Origin of the sequence: Sphaerisporangium rufum, assembly GCF_016863395.1 — a bacterium.
GTDB classification, from domain to species: domain Bacteria; phylum Actinomycetota; class Actinomycetes; order Streptosporangiales; family Streptosporangiaceae; genus Sphaerisporangium; species Sphaerisporangium rufum.
In genome coordinates this window covers 110,549-124,593 of the sequence record NZ_BOOU01000036.1, presented here as the reverse complement: position 1 = coordinate 124,593, position 14,045 = coordinate 110,549, and the positions used below count along the sequence as shown (strand labels likewise).

12 protein-coding genes are annotated in these 14,045 nt (G+C 74.0%); 11 read left to right on the top strand and 1 reads right to left on the bottom strand.

What is annotated here, in order from left to right; translation table 11 throughout:
• Positions 1-17 precede the first annotated feature (17 nt).
• The 3 genes from Sru01_RS12660 to Sru01_RS12650 all read left to right on the top strand — a co-directional run bounded on the left by Sru01_RS12660 (position 18) and on the right by Sru01_RS12650 (position 4,291).
• A complete protein-coding gene (locus Sru01_RS12660; RefSeq protein WP_239137361.1) occupies positions 18-839 on the top strand; it encodes a hypothetical protein in 822 nt (273 codons plus the stop codon).
• 85 nt (positions 840-924) lie between these two features.
• Positions 925-2,025 (top strand): saccharopine dehydrogenase family protein, encoded by a 1,101-nt coding sequence (locus tag Sru01_RS12655; protein WP_203984471.1) that lies wholly within the window; start codon positions 925-927, stop codon positions 2,023-2,025.
• Between the two features lie 553 nt (positions 2,026-2,578).
• A complete protein-coding gene (locus tag Sru01_RS12650) occupies positions 2,579-4,291 on the top strand; it encodes a sigma-70 family RNA polymerase sigma factor (protein WP_203984470.1) in 1,713 nt (570 codons plus the stop codon).
• A 205-nt stretch (positions 4,292-4,496) separates the two neighbouring features.
• On the opposite strand, the gene Sru01_RS12645 is transcribed toward Sru01_RS12650, so the two are convergent.
• Complete coding sequence (locus tag Sru01_RS12645) at positions 4,497-5,024, bottom strand: inorganic diphosphatase (RefSeq protein ID WP_203984469.1); 528 nt, start codon at positions 5,022-5,024, stop codon at positions 4,497-4,499.
• A gap of 98 nt (positions 5,025-5,122) precedes the next feature.
• Here Sru01_RS12645 and dacB point away from each other — a divergent pair, with 98 nt between their 5' ends.
• The 8 genes from dacB (at position 5,123) to Sru01_RS12605 (ending at position 14,040) form a co-directional block, all read left to right on the top strand.
• Complete coding sequence (dacB, locus tag Sru01_RS12640; RefSeq protein WP_203984468.1) at positions 5,123-6,520, top strand: D-alanyl-D-alanine carboxypeptidase/D-alanyl-D-alanine endopeptidase; 1,398 nt, start codon at positions 5,123-5,125, stop codon at positions 6,518-6,520.
• 28 nt (positions 6,521-6,548) lie between these two features.
• Positions 6,549-7,724, top strand: coding sequence for an Rv3626c family coenzyme F420 biosynthesis-associated protein (locus tag Sru01_RS12635; RefSeq protein ID WP_203984466.1), 1,176 nt, complete (start codon positions 6,549-6,551; stop codon positions 7,722-7,724).
• Between the two features lie 247 nt (positions 7,725-7,971).
• Positions 7,972-9,114, top strand: a complete 1,143-nt coding sequence (gene tilS / locus Sru01_RS12630; RefSeq protein ID WP_203984465.1) for a tRNA lysidine(34) synthetase TilS — start codon at positions 7,972-7,974, stop codon at positions 9,112-9,114.
• 13 nt (positions 9,115-9,127) lie between these two features.
• A complete protein-coding gene (gene hpt, locus Sru01_RS12625; RefSeq protein WP_239137360.1) occupies positions 9,128-9,685 on the top strand; it encodes a hypoxanthine phosphoribosyltransferase in 558 nt (185 codons plus the stop codon).
• Positions 9,686-9,968: 283 nt separating this feature from the next.
• A complete protein-coding gene (gene ftsH / locus Sru01_RS12620) occupies positions 9,969-12,011 on the top strand; it encodes an ATP-dependent zinc metalloprotease FtsH (protein ID WP_203984464.1) in 2,043 nt (680 codons plus the stop codon).
• Between the two features lie 4 nt (positions 12,012-12,015).
• The gene (gene folE, locus Sru01_RS12615) at positions 12,016-12,603 is read left to right on the top strand and encodes a GTP cyclohydrolase I FolE (RefSeq protein ID WP_203984463.1); all 588 of its coding nucleotides are present in this window, start codon (positions 12,016-12,018) and stop codon (positions 12,601-12,603) included.
• A gap of 145 nt (positions 12,604-12,748) precedes the next feature.
• Entirely contained in the window at positions 12,749-13,606 is an 858-nt protein-coding gene (gene folP, locus Sru01_RS12610; RefSeq protein ID WP_239137359.1) for a dihydropteroate synthase, read from the top strand.
• The gene (locus tag Sru01_RS12605; protein WP_203984462.1) at positions 13,603-14,040 is read left to right on the top strand and encodes a nuclear transport factor 2 family protein; all 438 of its coding nucleotides are present in this window, start codon (positions 13,603-13,605) and stop codon (positions 14,038-14,040) included. The genes folP and Sru01_RS12605 overlap by 4 nt, the downstream gene beginning before the upstream one ends.
• The last annotated feature ends 5 nt before the right edge of the window (positions 14,041-14,045 follow it).

Sequence of the window (14,045 nt, the reverse complement as noted above, 5' to 3'; positions counted from 1 at the left end):
CGGGCTATGACGGCCTTGTGACGCAGCGTAGCCGAAAGACGACGGCCGTCCTGATCGGGATCGGGACGGCGACCGGTGTGCTCCTCGCCGGGTGCGGCGGCGACCGGCAGCACGACCAGGGGGCGCTCAAGCCGCTGGTGGTCCGCGAGCAGGTCTCCTCGGTGGCCCAGGGCACCGGAGGCTACGTGGTGAGCTGGGCTGGGGTGCTGGCCAACCCCAACCGCTGGCACTTCGCCGAGAACGTCGCCGCCACCATGGTGGGCCGGGACGCCGCCGGCAAGGAGGTCGTCCGGATGGAGCAGCCGCTGGACGCGGTGCCGCCGGGCGGGTCGCTCAAGTTCACCGGGCAGGCGACGGCGTCGGTCCGGCCGGCCCAGGTCAAGGTGACCTACCGCCCGGCGCAGTGGCGGCAGGCGGCCCGGGTCCCCTCGGCGTTCGTGCCCTTCCCGGTGACCGCGACCAGCACCGAGAAGCTCGGCAACGGCTCCTACCTGGTCGCCGGGTCGGTGGCCAATCCCTACCAGAAGGCGGCGACCAGCCTGGTGGTGACCGCGCTGCTGCGCGACCGGGCGGGCCGGCTGATCGGCGGCGCCACCACCTACGTGGACGACGTGCGCGCGGGCCGGCCGCGCCGGTTCGTGCTGACCGTGGAGAACCTGGCCGGTGCCGGTCCGGTGGCGCGCGCGGACATCGCGGCGCGCACCTGGGGTTCCAGCGCCCGGCCGTACGAGGAGCTGGCGCTGAGCGGCGCGCTGCCGCCCAGCACCGCCCGACCGCGGACGCCGCCGTTCGCCCGCGATCGCGGGTCGCAGGCGATGCCCGGCGACCGGCGGCAGTGAGCCCGGAGCCGTCCGGCACCAGCACCGGCCGCGGCCGGGCGCACCCCGATGGATCATGTATCGACCCGCGGGTTACGGTGATCGTATGACCTCCGCGCGCATCGTCCTGTTCGGCGCCACCGGATACACCGGCCGGCTCACCGCGGAGGCGCTGCTCGCCCGCGGCGCCCGGCCGGTGCTGGCCGGGCGCGATCCGGACCGGCTGGCGGCGCTGGCGGCGTCGCTGCCGGTCGAACTGCCCACCGCCGTCGCCGACGTCGACCGGCCGGCCGGCGTCCGCCGGCTGGTGGAGCCGGGCACCGTGCTGATCTCCACGGTGGGCCCGTTCGCCCGCTGGGGCGAGCCCGCGGTGACCGCCGCGATCGAGGGCGGCGGCGTCTACCTCGACTCCACCGGCGAGCCCACGTTCATCCGCCGGGTATTCCAGCGGTACGGCCCGGCCGCGGCCGCCGCGGGCGCGAGCCTGGTCACCGCCTTCGGGCACGACTACGTGCCGGGGAACCTCGCCGCGGAGCTGGCGCTGCGCGAGGCCGGCCCGGACGCGGTGCGGGTGGACGTCGGGTACTTCCTGACCGGAGACATGGCCCGCCGGGCGAGCGCCGGCACCCGGGCCTCCGCGCTCGGGATGATCCTTGAGCCGATGTACGGCTTCCGCCAGGGCCGCATCCGCCACGAGTACGGGCGCACCCGCGTCTTCGAGGTGGACGGCCGGCGCCGGCCCGGGCTGTCGGTGGGCGCCTCCGAGCACTTCGCGCTGCCGCGCACGCACGCCGGGCTGCGGGAGGTGAACGTCTACCTCGGCTGGCTGGGGAACCTGACCCGGGCGGCGGCCGCGCTGTCGCGGGCGACGCCGTTCGTGGCGGCGGTGCCGGGCGCCCGGCGGCTCACCGAGGCGGCGGCCGACCGGGTGGTCCGCGCCGGTCGCCGCGGCCGGCCGCCGGTCGCCGCCGGCCCGATCGTGACCCAGGTGGTGGCCGAGGCCTACGACGGGGCGGGCCGCCGGCTGGCGGGGGTGGAGTTGCACGGCGGTGATCCGTACGAGTTCACCGCGGCCATCCTGGCCTGGGGCGCCGTGACGGCGGCCGGGCCGGACCGGCCGGGCGCCGGTGCGCTGGGCCCGGTCGAGGCGTTCGGAGTGGCCGCGCTGGAGCGGGGCTGTGCCGAGGCGGGCCTGCTGGTCGTCTGAGCAGGACGGGAGGGCGGCGTCCGGGCGGGCCGCAGGCGGGCGTCCGGCTGGATCGGCGCTCGGGCGTCTGCGCGGGATCGGCGTACGGGGCGTCTGGGCGGGATCGGCGTACGGGGCGTCTGGGCGGGATCGGCGTACGGGCGTCTGCGCGGGATCGGCGGGCGGGTGGCTCGGCGGGGCCGGTTCGCGGGGCCGGTCCGCGGGCCGGCCGGGCAGCGCAGGCTGTCGGGCCGAAAAACCGCGGACGGCCGGATTTTTCGCGAATTTCGCCGGAGTGATAGCCGTCTAATGGGAAACGTCGGCCTTTGTGGCGAGTGCCGGGCGGCTCGATCCGCCGACCGAAACCCGCGAAACCGGCAGGCCGGACGTATGCTGCCACCTGGGCTTCCCGTCGACCGGGCCGCCTCATGCGGATATGTCCCACTTTAGTTAATATTTAACCGGCCATCAGCTCCGGGCAATGTTGCTGACTTTCGTTACGGTATTAATACAACGGAGGTCATCGGCCGGAAACGCTGGAGCGAACAGTTACCAATCCTTTACTGTCGGTTATATGAATGACAGCGTCCTGGTCGAGGCACTCCGAGCCCGAGACCCTGGTGCCCTCGCTGCCCTCTACGACTCCTACGCCGAAGGGGTCTACCGGTACGCCTGGGCACGGCTGCGCAGTTCCGACGCCGCGCAGGTCGTGCTCCGCGACACCCTGATCGCCGCCGAGGCGCACGTCCACGCGCTGGCCGACCCCGCGCGGTTGCGGGCCTGGCTCTACGCGCTGGCCCGCGGCGAATGCGAGCGCAGGCGCGCGGCCGTCCCGCTCGACGAGCCCGACGAGCCCGACGAGCCCGACGCGCCGGCCGGGGCGCCGCCGGACGGGCCGGGCGGCGCCGGGCGGGTCGCGGTGCACGCCCTGGCCGGGCTGCCCGCCGACGAGCGCGAGGTCCTCGACCTGCTCACCCGGCACGCCATCGCCGAGGAGGACCTGCCGGACGTGCTCGGCGACACCGCCGAGGAGGTGGCGGCGCGCTGCCGGTCCGCCTGCGACCGGCTGCAGGACCTGGTCACCGTCCAGGTCCTGGCCCGCCGCACCCCGCACGAGTGCCCGCAGGTCGCCGAGCTCGCCGGCGGCCGTCCCGGCCCGCCGGACACCGAGACGCGCGACCGGCTGCTTGATCACCTCGACGGGTGCGAGATCTGCGCCCCGCACCGGGAACGCCAGGTGTCGGTGGCCAAGGTCTTCCAGCACGCCCCCGACACCGGCCTGCCCGAGACCCTGCGGGTCCGGGTCATGAGCTGCTTCATCGACCCCGAGCTCGTCCCCTACCGGCGGTTCGTCGCCCGGCGTACCGGGCTGCTCGGCCCGGACGGGTTCCCCGCCCGCCAGACCAAAGGGGGTGGCCGCCGGCCTCAGGCGCTTGCGGGCGCGGTGGCGGCGATGGCGATCATCGTGGGAGCGGTAGTGCTCTTCCTGCAGGTGCGCGGTGCGCGGGACGACCTGTCCCCGACCGCCTACCGGGCGGTGCCCGCGCCGGCCTCGCCCGGCGCACCCGCGTCCGCCGTGCCCGAGGTGACGGCTCCGCCCGCGGTCACCCCGCCCGCCGGGACCCCGTCCCGCACGCCGCCCGCGGCGCCCACCGGTGTGGTGCGGCCGGTGGCCGCGCTCCGCCAGGGGCCCTTCCCCGGTGCGGCGGTGCCCGCCCGTCCGGCGCCTCCGGTGCGGGCGCCGGCACCGACCGCCGGCGTTCCGGTGCCCCGCCAGGTGCCGTCGCCCACGTCCGCCCCGGTGACCCCGCCGCCGGCGGCCCCGACGGCCCCGACGGTCCCACCGGCCCCGCCGGTCACCGTGCCGCCCGCCCCGCCGCCCGTCCCGCCGTCCGGCCCGGCTCCCGGGCCGAGCGCCGTCCCGTCCGCCGGGCCGGTGCCGACGCCGAGCCACCAGCACCGCCCGGTCCCGACGCCGTGCCCGTCGCGCACCCGGGACGCCGCCGCGCCGCCGGCGGCCCGGCACGTCCGCCACCAGGGGCGGCGATCCGCGGCTGAGGCGCCCCGGCCGCGCCCGAACCGGGACGGGACGGCCGGCGGCGCGTCCGCCGCCCCCGGCCCGGCCCGTCCGGCGCCCGCCACCTCTGCCCCGGTCCGTCCGGCGCCCGCCGTCACATCTGCCACATCTGCCCCGGCCGCGCCCGCGGCACCGCCCGCATCCGCGCCCGCGGCGCCCGCCGCACCCGCGCCGGCGGACCCGGCGGCCGGCGCCGCTCCGAGCGGCTGAGCGCCACGAACGCCTGACCGGCCGCCCGCCGGCAAGGGCCGGTCATCGTGCCAGGACGCCCCGTGCCCGGTCCGGCCGGTACGCAGGGTGGTCATCGTGCCCGGACGCGTCACCCCACCCGGCCGCCGGTCAGGGGTGGTCATCGCGCCCGGGCGCGCGGCCGGCCGGCCGGGCCACCGGACCCGGCCGCACCCCGAACGCGTGATCAGTGGGCGGTGCCGGGTTCTCCGGAGCGCTCCACCGCCTCGGCCACCTGGTCGAGGTGGCGCTTGATCGACCGATGGATCTCCAGCTCCGCCTCGACCCGGCCCACCCAGTTCGCCCCCTCGACCGACTTGCCGGGCTCCAGATCCTTGTAGACCTCGAAGAAGTGCTGGATCTCCAGCCGGTCGAACTCCGGGACGTGGTGGATGTCGCGGATGTGCTCCATCCGCGGGTCGGTGGCGGGCACGCACAGGACCTTGTCGTCGCCGCCCTTCTCGTCGGTCATCCGGAACATGCCGACCGCTCGGCAACTGATCAGGCAGCCGGGGAAGGTCGGCTCCTGCAGGAGCACCAGAGCGTCCAGCGGGTCGCCGTCCTCGCCCAGGGTGTTCTCGATGAAACCGTAGTCGGCGGGGTACTGCGTGGAGGTGAAGAGCATCCGGTCCAGCCGGATGCGCCCGCTCACATGATCCACCTCGTACTTGTTGCGTTGTCCTTTCGGGATCTCAACGACAACGTCGAACTCCACTGCGGTTCCTCCGCTCAGGCCACCGGGCATCCCGGTAGGGCATTAATGTCTCGTAGGCGTCTATCCAGGATGACGCATCAGGGGAAGGGGTCGGTGCGGTGGTCCGTCGAGAACGCCTGGCCGCGGTGGGGACGCTCGCCCTGCTCCAGGTGTTCGTCTGCGCCGCCGGGGCGCACCTGCTGTCCGGCGGGCTGGACCGGCCGGCGCCGGTGCCGCCCGCCGCGACCGCCGCCCCCGCGCCGGTCCAGGTCGCGGTGGCGACCGCCGGGCCGGTGCTGGCACCGGGCGGCGGCGGGCCGGTGCCCGGGAAGGGCAGCCTGGCCGGCCGGCTGGGCCGGGCGATGAAGGACCCGGCGCTCGGCGGCGACGTCGGCGGCGTGGTCGTGGACGCGGCGAGCGGCGAGGTGCTGTTCGGCGCCCGGGCCGACGCCGCGATCACTCCCGCCTCCACCACCAAGGTCGCGACCGCGGTCGCCGCGCTCACCTCGCTGGGCCCGGACGCCAAGCTCGCCACCCGGGTCGTCCTCGCCAAGTCCGGCATGATCGTGCTGGTCGGCGGCGGCGACCCGACCTTGGCCGGCCCCAAGGCCAGGGCGGACGGCTATCCGCGGCGGGCGTCGCTGGCCACGCTGGCGGCCCGCACCGCGCGGGCGCTGCGCGCCTCGGGCGTCACCTCGGTGCGGCTGGGCTACGACGATTCGCTGTTCTCCGGGCCGCGGACCGCGCCCGGCTGGAAGCCCGGCTACATCCCCGAGGGCAGCGTGGCCCCGGTCACCGCGCTGATGATCGACGAGGGCCGCGAGCACCCCGGACGCTCGGCCCGGCAGGCCGACCCGTCGCGGTCGGCGGCGGCGGCGTTCGCGTCCCTGCTCGCCCGCGACGGCGTCAAGGTGGGCCGGTCGCCCGCCCGGGCGAAGGCTCCGGCGGGCGCGCGGGAGATCGCCCGGGTCGCGTCGCCGCCGGTGTACGAGCTGGTCGAGCACATGCTGACCGAGAGCGACAACGACCTCGCCGAGGCGCTGGCCCACCAGATCGCGATCAAGGAGGGCCGGCCGGCCGGCTTCACCGGCGGGGCGCGGGCCACCGAGGCCGTGCTGCGCGACCTCGGGGTGGGGCGGGGCGTCTCGCTGAACGACGGCAGCGGCCTGTCGACCCGCAACCGGATCAGCCCGATGGCGCTGGCCCGCATGGTGGCGCTGGCCGCCTCCCCCGGCCGGCCCCGGCTGCGCGCGGCGATCAGCGGCCTGCCGGTGGCCGGATTCACCGGCACGCTCGGTGGCAGATATGACAAAGACCCGACAAAACCTGCGGCGGGCGTGGTGCGCGCCAAAACGGGCACGCTCAACGGCGTGAACACCCTCACCGGCCTGGCCAGGACGGCCGACGGCCGGGTGGTCTCCTTCGCCTTCATGGCCGACGACGTCCAGGACCCGCAGGGCGCGGTACGGGCGCTGGACCGGCTGGCGGCACTGGTCGCCACATGCGGGTGCCCATGAGCTCGTCCCACGACGTACGGTGGTGAACATGCAGGTGATCGACTGGGACCTCGCCGTTTCCACCGGCGTCCGCCTCGTCCGGCCCGGACCTCAGGTCAGCCGGGAAGAGGCCAGACATGCCGTCGGCGAGCTCCGCCGGCTCTCCCGCGAAGCGGAAGGGCACGTGCAGGAGTTCGCGCGGATCGACGGCGCCGCCGAGCCGGAGGAGGCCACCGTGGTCGACCGTCCGGGTTGGATCCGCGCCAACGTAGAGGGGTTCCGGGTCGTCCTGGAGCCGCTCACCGATCGGGTGAACGCCCGGCGGGACCAGATCCCGGCCATCGTGGGCGCCGTCGGCTCCCGGGTGACCGGGGTCGAGGTCGGGGCGGTGCTGGCCTTCCTCGCCAGCCGCGTGCTCGGCCAGTACGAGCTGTTCCTGCCGCCGGACCCGAGCGGGCGGGCGCCCACCGGCCGGCTCACCCTGGTCGCGCCCAACATCGTGCACACCGAGCGCGAGCTGCGGGTCAGCCCGCGCGACTTCCGGCTGTGGGTCTGCCTCCACGAGGAGACCCACCGGGTGCAGTTCACCGGGGTCCCGTGGCTGCGCGAGTACGTCCGCGGCCAGATGACCGAGTTCCTGCTCGCCTCCGACCTCGATCTCGGCACCATGCTGGAGCGCCTGCGCGCCGCGTCCGACGCGGTGGCCGACGCGATCAAGGGCGGCCAGGGCAACCTGATCGACGCCATCCAGACTCCCGAGCAGAAGGAGATCCTCGACCGGCTCACCGCGGTGATGACGCTGGTCGAGGGGCACGGCGACTACGTCATGGACGCGGTCGGCCCGTCGGTGGTGCCGTCGGTGGCCGACATCCGGGCCAAGTTCCAGCACCGCCGCGAGGGCGGTTCCCGGTTCGACCGCACGCTGCGGCGCCTGCTCGGCATCGATTTGAAGATGAAGCAGTACGCCGAGGGGTCGGCGTTCGTCCGCAAGGTCGTGGACGAGGTGGGCATCGACGGGTTCAACCGCGTCTGGGGCTCGCCGACGACGCTGCCGGACCACGAGGAGATCAAGAACCCGGAACGGTGGATCTCCCGCGTCGTCCGAGCCCCCGAACTCCCGCCGGTGAGCGACTCGAACGGCTCGCACGGCTCGAACGGTACGAGCGGTACGAGCGGCGTCGACGGCACGGACGCCCCCGGGGGGCCCCCGTCCGGCGGCGCCTGACCGGCCGGGTCCACGGGCACGTCCCCTTCAGGGCGGCCTCCGGCGGGCGGGTCCCAGCGAAGACGCCTCCAGCGGGCACGTCGCTCAGGGACCGCCTTCCGCCGGGCGGGTCGTGCGCAGACGTCTCCAGCGGGCACCCCCGGACCGCCCCGGATAAGGCGGTCTCGCCGGGCGCTCCTTGGAGGACAGGGCCGGGTTCCGGGAGCGCCGGACCGGCCCGGCCCCGGCGGGGCGGCACACTTGGGGCATGGGCCCGCATCCCGCCGTCGCCGAGATCCGCCGCGCGCTGCGGCTCGCGCTGGCCGACCTGCCGCCGGGCGGCCTGGTGCTCGCCGCGTGCAGCGGCGGGAGCGACTCGCTGGCGCTGGCCGCCTGTCTGGGGTTCGTCGCCCCCCGCCTGGGCCTGCGGGCCGGTTTGCTCACCGTCGACCACGGCCTGCAGGAGGGGTCGGCGGCGCGGGCCCGCGAGGTCGCCGCGCTCGCCGCGTCGTTCGGCCTTTCGCCCGCCGAGGCGCTGACGGTCACGGTGGGCCGGGCCGGCGGCCCGGAGGCGGCCGCCCGGGACGCCCGGTACGCCGCGCTGGGCGCCGCCGCCGGGCGGCTCGGCGCCGTCGCGGTGCTGCTCGGGCACACCCGGGACGACCAGGCCGAGACCGTGCTGCTGCGGCTGGCCCGCGGCAGCGGCACCCGGTCGCTGGCCGGCATGCCCGCGGCGGCCGGCGTCTACCGGCGTCCGCTGCTCGGCGCCGGCCGGGAGAGCACCCGGGCGGCGTGCGCGGCGCTCGGCCTGCGGCCCTGGGAGGACCCGCACAACGCCGACCGGGCCTTCACCCGGGTGCGGGTCCGGCGCGACGTGCTGCCGGCGCTCCAGCGGGCGCTCGGCCCCGGCGTCACCGAGGCGCTCGCCCGCACCGCGGCGCTGTGCCGGGACGACGCCGACGCCCTGGACGCGTGGGCCGAGGCGGCGTACACCGAGGCCCTGCACCCCGGGCCGGCGGACACCGGGCCGGCGGACATCGGGCCGGCGGACACCGGGCCGGCGGACACTAAGGCGACGGACACCGATGCGACGGACACCGAGGCCCTGCATGCCGGGCCGGCGGATACCAAGGCGCCGGAAACCGGGACGGCGGGCGCCGGGGCGGCCGGGACCGGCCACGGGCTGGCGGTGGAGCGGCTGGCCGTGCTGCCCGGCGCGGTGCGCCGCCGGGTGATCCGCCGGGCGGCGCTGGCGGCGGGCGCGGAGGCGTCCGCGCTCGCCGCGGTGCACATCGAGCAGGCGGACCGGCTGGTCACCGCCTGGCACGGGCAGCGCCGCGTGGAGCTACCCGGGGGGGTGGCCGTGGTGAGGCGGTATGGCACCCTGATATTCGCCAGCACCCTCACATGAAGGAAACCCCCAGGTGGACGCAGCCGACATGGGCAACGACCTCGAGAAGGTCCTCATCCCCGAGGAAGAACTCCAGGCGAAGATCAGGGAGCTCGCCGGCCGGATAGACACCGACTACGCGGGCAAGAACCTCCTCATCGTCGGGGTGCTCAAGGGGGCGGTCATGGTCATGGCCGACCTGGCGCGCGCGCTGCACATCGACGTGCAGATGGACTGGATGGCCGTCTCGTCCTACGGCGCGGGCACCAGGTCGTCCGGGGTGGTGCGCACCCTCAAGGACCTGGACACCGACATCGCCGGCCGGCACGTGCTGGTGGTGGAGGACATCATCGACTCCGGGCTGACGCTGTCGTGGCTGATCCACAACCTGCGGTCGCGCGACGCGGCCTCGGTGGAGATCTGCACCCTGCTCCGCAAGCCCGATGCGGTCAAGGTGCCGATCGATGTGAAATATGTCGGTTTCGACATCCCCAATGAATTCGTGATCGGTTACGGGCTGGACTTCGCGGAGCGTTACCGGAACCTGCCCTTCATCGGCACCCTCGCCCCGCATGTCTACGGCGGCGAGTAAGCCCTCAGCGAATTCCCGGCTCGGTGGCCTCGAAGATCGGTCCTTATCGGGTCTCCAGGTGGGGAACACCGGGCAGGCTGACGTACGTTGGTAGAACAAACCCGGTGCCGCCGGGGCAGTGACCCTGCGCGGCGGCCCGGTGTACCTTCGGGTGTCCGAAGGTGCGTTGCTGCCTCCGGGCAGTCGCAGTTGAGGGAGCGGTTAGGGATGCCGCTAACCCCGGGTCCGCCCGGGGCATCAGGCCGTTTCAGGAAGGGACGGGCCCGCAGGGGTTCCGCATCGGATGGATCTCAAGCGATTTACACGTGGGCCACTGCTGTGGATCCTGGGCATCGTCGTGCTGCTCCTTCTCGCCTCCACGTTCTGGAGCGGTAACAGCAACTACGCCCAGCGAGACACCTCCTTCGTCGTCGAGCAGATTCAAAAGGGCAACGTCAACAACGCGGTGGTCGTCGACAAGGACCAGCGCATCGAGATCAAGACGGCCCAGAAGATCGACGGCGAGGACCGCTTCTACTCGTACTGGGTGACCGGCCAGGGCGTCGACCTGGTCAAGCAGCTCCAGGCCCAGAAGGACGCCGGCAAGCTGCCCGGCGGCTACAAGGTCAACGTGCCGACCGAGAACTTCCTGGTCGGCCTGCTGGTGAGCTTCCTGCCCATCGTCGTGATCGTGCTGCTCTTCCTGTTCATCATGAACCAGATGCAGGGCGGCGGCTCCCGGGTGATGAACTTCGGGAAGTCCAAGGCGAAGCTCATCACCAAGGACACCCCCAAGACCACTTTCGCCGACGTCGCGGGCGCCGACGAGGCCATCGAGGAACTCCACGAGATCAAGGAGTTCCTGCAGGCCCCGGCCAAGTTCCAGGCGATCGGCGCGAAGATCCCCAAGGGTGTGCTGCTGTACGGCCCGCCCGGCACCGGCAAGACCCTGCTCGCGCGGGCGGTCGCCGGCGAGGCCGGCGTGCCGTTCTACTCGATCTCCGGCTCCGACTTCGTCGAGATGTTCGTCGGTGTCGGCGCCTCCCGGGTCCGTGACCTGTTCGAGCAGGCCAAGGCCAACGCCCCCGCGATCATCTTCATCGACGAGATCGACGCCGTCGGCCGGCACCGCGGCGCGGGCCTCGGCGGCGGCCACGACGAGCGCGAGCAGACGCTGAACCAGCTGCTGGTCGAGATGGACGGCTTCGACGTCAAGGGCGGCGTGATCCTCATCGCGGCGACCAACCGGCCCGACATCCTCGACCCGGCGCTGCTGCGCCCGGGCCGGTTCGACCGCCAGGTCGTCATCGACCGGCCGGACCTGGAGGGCCGCAAGGGCATCCTGCGCGTGCACGGGCGCGGCAAGCCGTTCGCCCAGGACGTCGACCTCGACGTCATCGCCCGCCGCACCCCGGGGTTCACCGGCGCCGACCTGGCCAACGTGATCAACGAGGCCGCGCTGCTGACCGCCCGCCAGGACCAGAAGCTCATCACGATGAACACCCTCGAGGAGTCCATCGACCGGGTGATGGCGGGTCCGGAGCGTAAGAGCCGGGTCATGTCCGACCAGGAGAAGAAGATCATCGCTTACCACGAGGGCGGTCACGCGCTCGTGGCGCACGCGCTGCCGAACTCCGACCCGGTGCACAAGATCACCATCCTGTCCCGGGGCCGGGCGCTCGGTTACACCATGACCCTCCCCATGGAGGACAAGTTCCTGGCCACCCGGTCGGAGATGCTCGACCAGCTGGCGATGCTGCTCGGCGGGCGCACCGCCGAGGAGCTGGTCTTCCACGAGCCGACCACCGGCGCGGCCAACGACATCGAGAAGGCCACTTCGATCGCCCGGCGCATGGTGACCGAGTACGGCATGAGCGAGCACCTGGGCGCCCGCAAGTTCGGCAGCGGCAACAGCGAGGTGTTCCTCGGCCGCGACATGGGCCACGAGCGCGACTACTCCGAGAAGATCGCCTCGACGATCGACGAGGAGGTCCGCCGGCTGATCGAGGCCGGGCACGACCAGGCCTGGGAGATCCTCGTCGAGTACCGCGACGTGCTCGACAACCTGGTGCTGGAGCTCATGGAGAAGGAGACCCTCTCCCGCGAGCAGGTGCTGCAGATCTTCGCGCCGGTGGTGGTCCGGGAGAAGCGGCCGTCGTACTCCGGGTACGGCAAGCGGCTGCCCTCTGACCGGCCGCCCATCCGCACCCCCAAGGAGGTCGCCGGGAACGGCAACGGCGCGGCGCTGCCCGCGGGCAACGGCAACCCCGCCGGCAACGGCAACCCGGCGGTGCCCGGCCCGCTCGGCGTACAGGACGCCCGGCCGGCACCGCACGACGAGGCGTGACGCGTTGAGCGTCACACCCCTGAAGGTCGACGCGGACCGGATCGAGAAGGCGGTGCGGGAGATCCTGCTCGCCATCGGCGAAGATCCGGACCGCGACGGCCTGCGCGCGACCCCGGCCCGGGTGGCCCGGGCCTACGCCGAACAGTTCGCCGGCCTCGGGCAGACGCCCGAGGACGTGCTGACCACCGTTTTCGACGCCGACCACGACGAGATGGTGCTGGTGAAGGACATCGAGGTGTTCTCCACCTGCGAGCACCATCTCGTCCCGTTCCACGGTGTCGCGCACGTCGGCTACATCCCGAACGAGAAGGGCCAGATCACCGGGCTGTCCAAGCTGGCCCGGCTGGTCGACGTCTACGCCCGCCGCCCGCAGGTCCAGGAGCGGATGACCTCGCAGGTCGCCGACGCGCTGATGGCCGTGCTGGCCCCGCGCGGGGTCATCGTGGTCATCGAGGCCGAGCACCTGTGCATGACCATGCGCGGGGTGCGCAAGCCGGGCGCCAAGACCATCACCTCCGCGGTGCGCGGCGATTTCCGCAACAGCGACCGGACCCGCGCCGAAGCGATGGCCCTCATCCTCGGGCACCACTGATCCCCGGCCCGCCCGGCCCGGGCGTCGCGGCGGCCGGGCCGGCCCGCCGGCCCCGCATGCGGACCGGCCGGGCGGATCCTATTCGTTATCCACAAGCCGGGCCCATGGCGCGGAGCGCCACGGGGTAGCGCCTAGGCTTGACCCCATGACCACACCGACGGTGCCGGGCCTGCCCGACGAGGGCCGTTGCCTGGTCATGGGCGTGGTCAATGTCACGCCCGACTCCTTCTCCGACGGTGGCCGGTGGTTCGACCCGGAGGCGGCGGTGCGCCACGGGCTCGACCTGGTGGCGCAGGGCGCCGACCTGGTCGACGTGGGCGGCGAGTCCACCCGGCCGGGCGCCGTCCGGGTGCCGCCGGACGAGGAGCTGCGCCGGGTCGTCCCGGTCATCCGGGCGCTGGCCGCCGCGGGGGTGCCGGTCAGCGTGGACACCATGCGGGCCGAGGTCGCCGAGGCCGCGGTCGTGGCGGGCGCGCGGCTGGTCAACGACGTCAGCGGCGGGCTGGCCGACCCGGCGATGCCGCGGGTGGTGGCCGCGGCCGGCGTGCCGTACGTGGTCATGCACTGGCGCGGCCACAGCCACGAGATGGACCGCCGGGCGGTCTACTCCGACGTGGTGACCGAGGTCGCCGAGGAGCTGCGCAAGCGGGTCGACTCGGTGCTGGCCGAAGGGGTGGCCGAGGACCACGTCGTGATCGATCCCGGTCTCGGCTTCGCCAAGGGCGCCGAGCACAACTGGGCGCTGCTGGCCGGGATGCCGCGGCTCGCCGAGCTCGGGCGTCCCATCATCATCGGCGCGTCGCGCAAGAGGTTCCTCGGCCGGCTGCTGGCCGGCCCGGACGGCGGGCCACGGCCGTTCGACGGTTGTGATGACGCCACCCTGGCGGTGACCGCGCTCGCCGCGCGGGCCGGCGCCTGGTGCGTGCGGGTCCACCATGTGCGTTCCAACGCCGACGCGGTGCGCGTGGCGGCGGCCTGGCAGGAGGCGGAGGAGCCCCGATGAGCACGACGGCGGCCGAGATCGAGAAGCTCAACGAGGCGTTCTACAACTCGATCGAGAGCGGCGATCTGGACCGGATGACCGAGATCTGGGCGGAGGAGACGCCGAACCGGGTGGCCACCTGCGTCCACCCGGGCTGGCCGATGCTCAGCGGGCGGGCCGAGGTACTGCGCTCCTGGGCACTGATCATGGCGAACACGCCGTACATCCAGTTCGTGCTCACCGACGTGCGCACCACGGTGGTCGGCGACGTGGCGGTGCTGACCTGCGTGGAGAACATCCTCACCGCGGCCGACAGCGAGGAGGCCACGTTCGCCGCCGGCCGGGTGGTCGCGACGCACACCTTCGTGCGGGTCGCGGAGGGCTGGCGGCTGTGGTTCTACCACGGCTCCCCGGTGCTGCAGGGGGACGACGACGAGGAGGAGACCGAGGAGTGACCGGG

What these genes read in the sequence shown, in the direction of transcription:
- Sru01_RS12655 (WP_203984471.1), top strand. Translation starts at nt 925, where the DNA reads ATGACCTCCGCGCGCATCGTCCTGTTCGGCGCCACCGGATACACCGGC.
- Sru01_RS12650 (WP_203984470.1), top strand. Translation starts at nt 2,579, where the DNA reads ATGAATGACAGCGTCCTGGTCGAGGCACTCCGAGCCCGAGACCCTGGT.
- Sru01_RS12635 (WP_203984466.1), top strand. Translation starts at nt 6,549, where the DNA reads ATGCAGGTGATCGACTGGGACCTCGCCGTTTCCACCGGCGTCCGCCTC.
- tilS (WP_203984465.1), top strand. Translation starts at nt 7,972, where the DNA reads ATGGGCCCGCATCCCGCCGTCGCCGAGATCCGCCGCGCGCTGCGGCTC.
- ftsH (WP_203984464.1), top strand. Translation starts at nt 9,969, where the DNA reads ATGGATCTCAAGCGATTTACACGTGGGCCACTGCTGTGGATCCTGGGC.
- folP (WP_239137359.1), top strand. Translation starts at nt 12,749, where the DNA reads ATGACCACACCGACGGTGCCGGGCCTGCCCGACGAGGGCCGTTGCCTG.
- Sru01_RS12605 (WP_203984462.1), top strand. Translation starts at nt 13,603, where the DNA reads ATGAGCACGACGGCGGCCGAGATCGAGAAGCTCAACGAGGCGTTCTAC.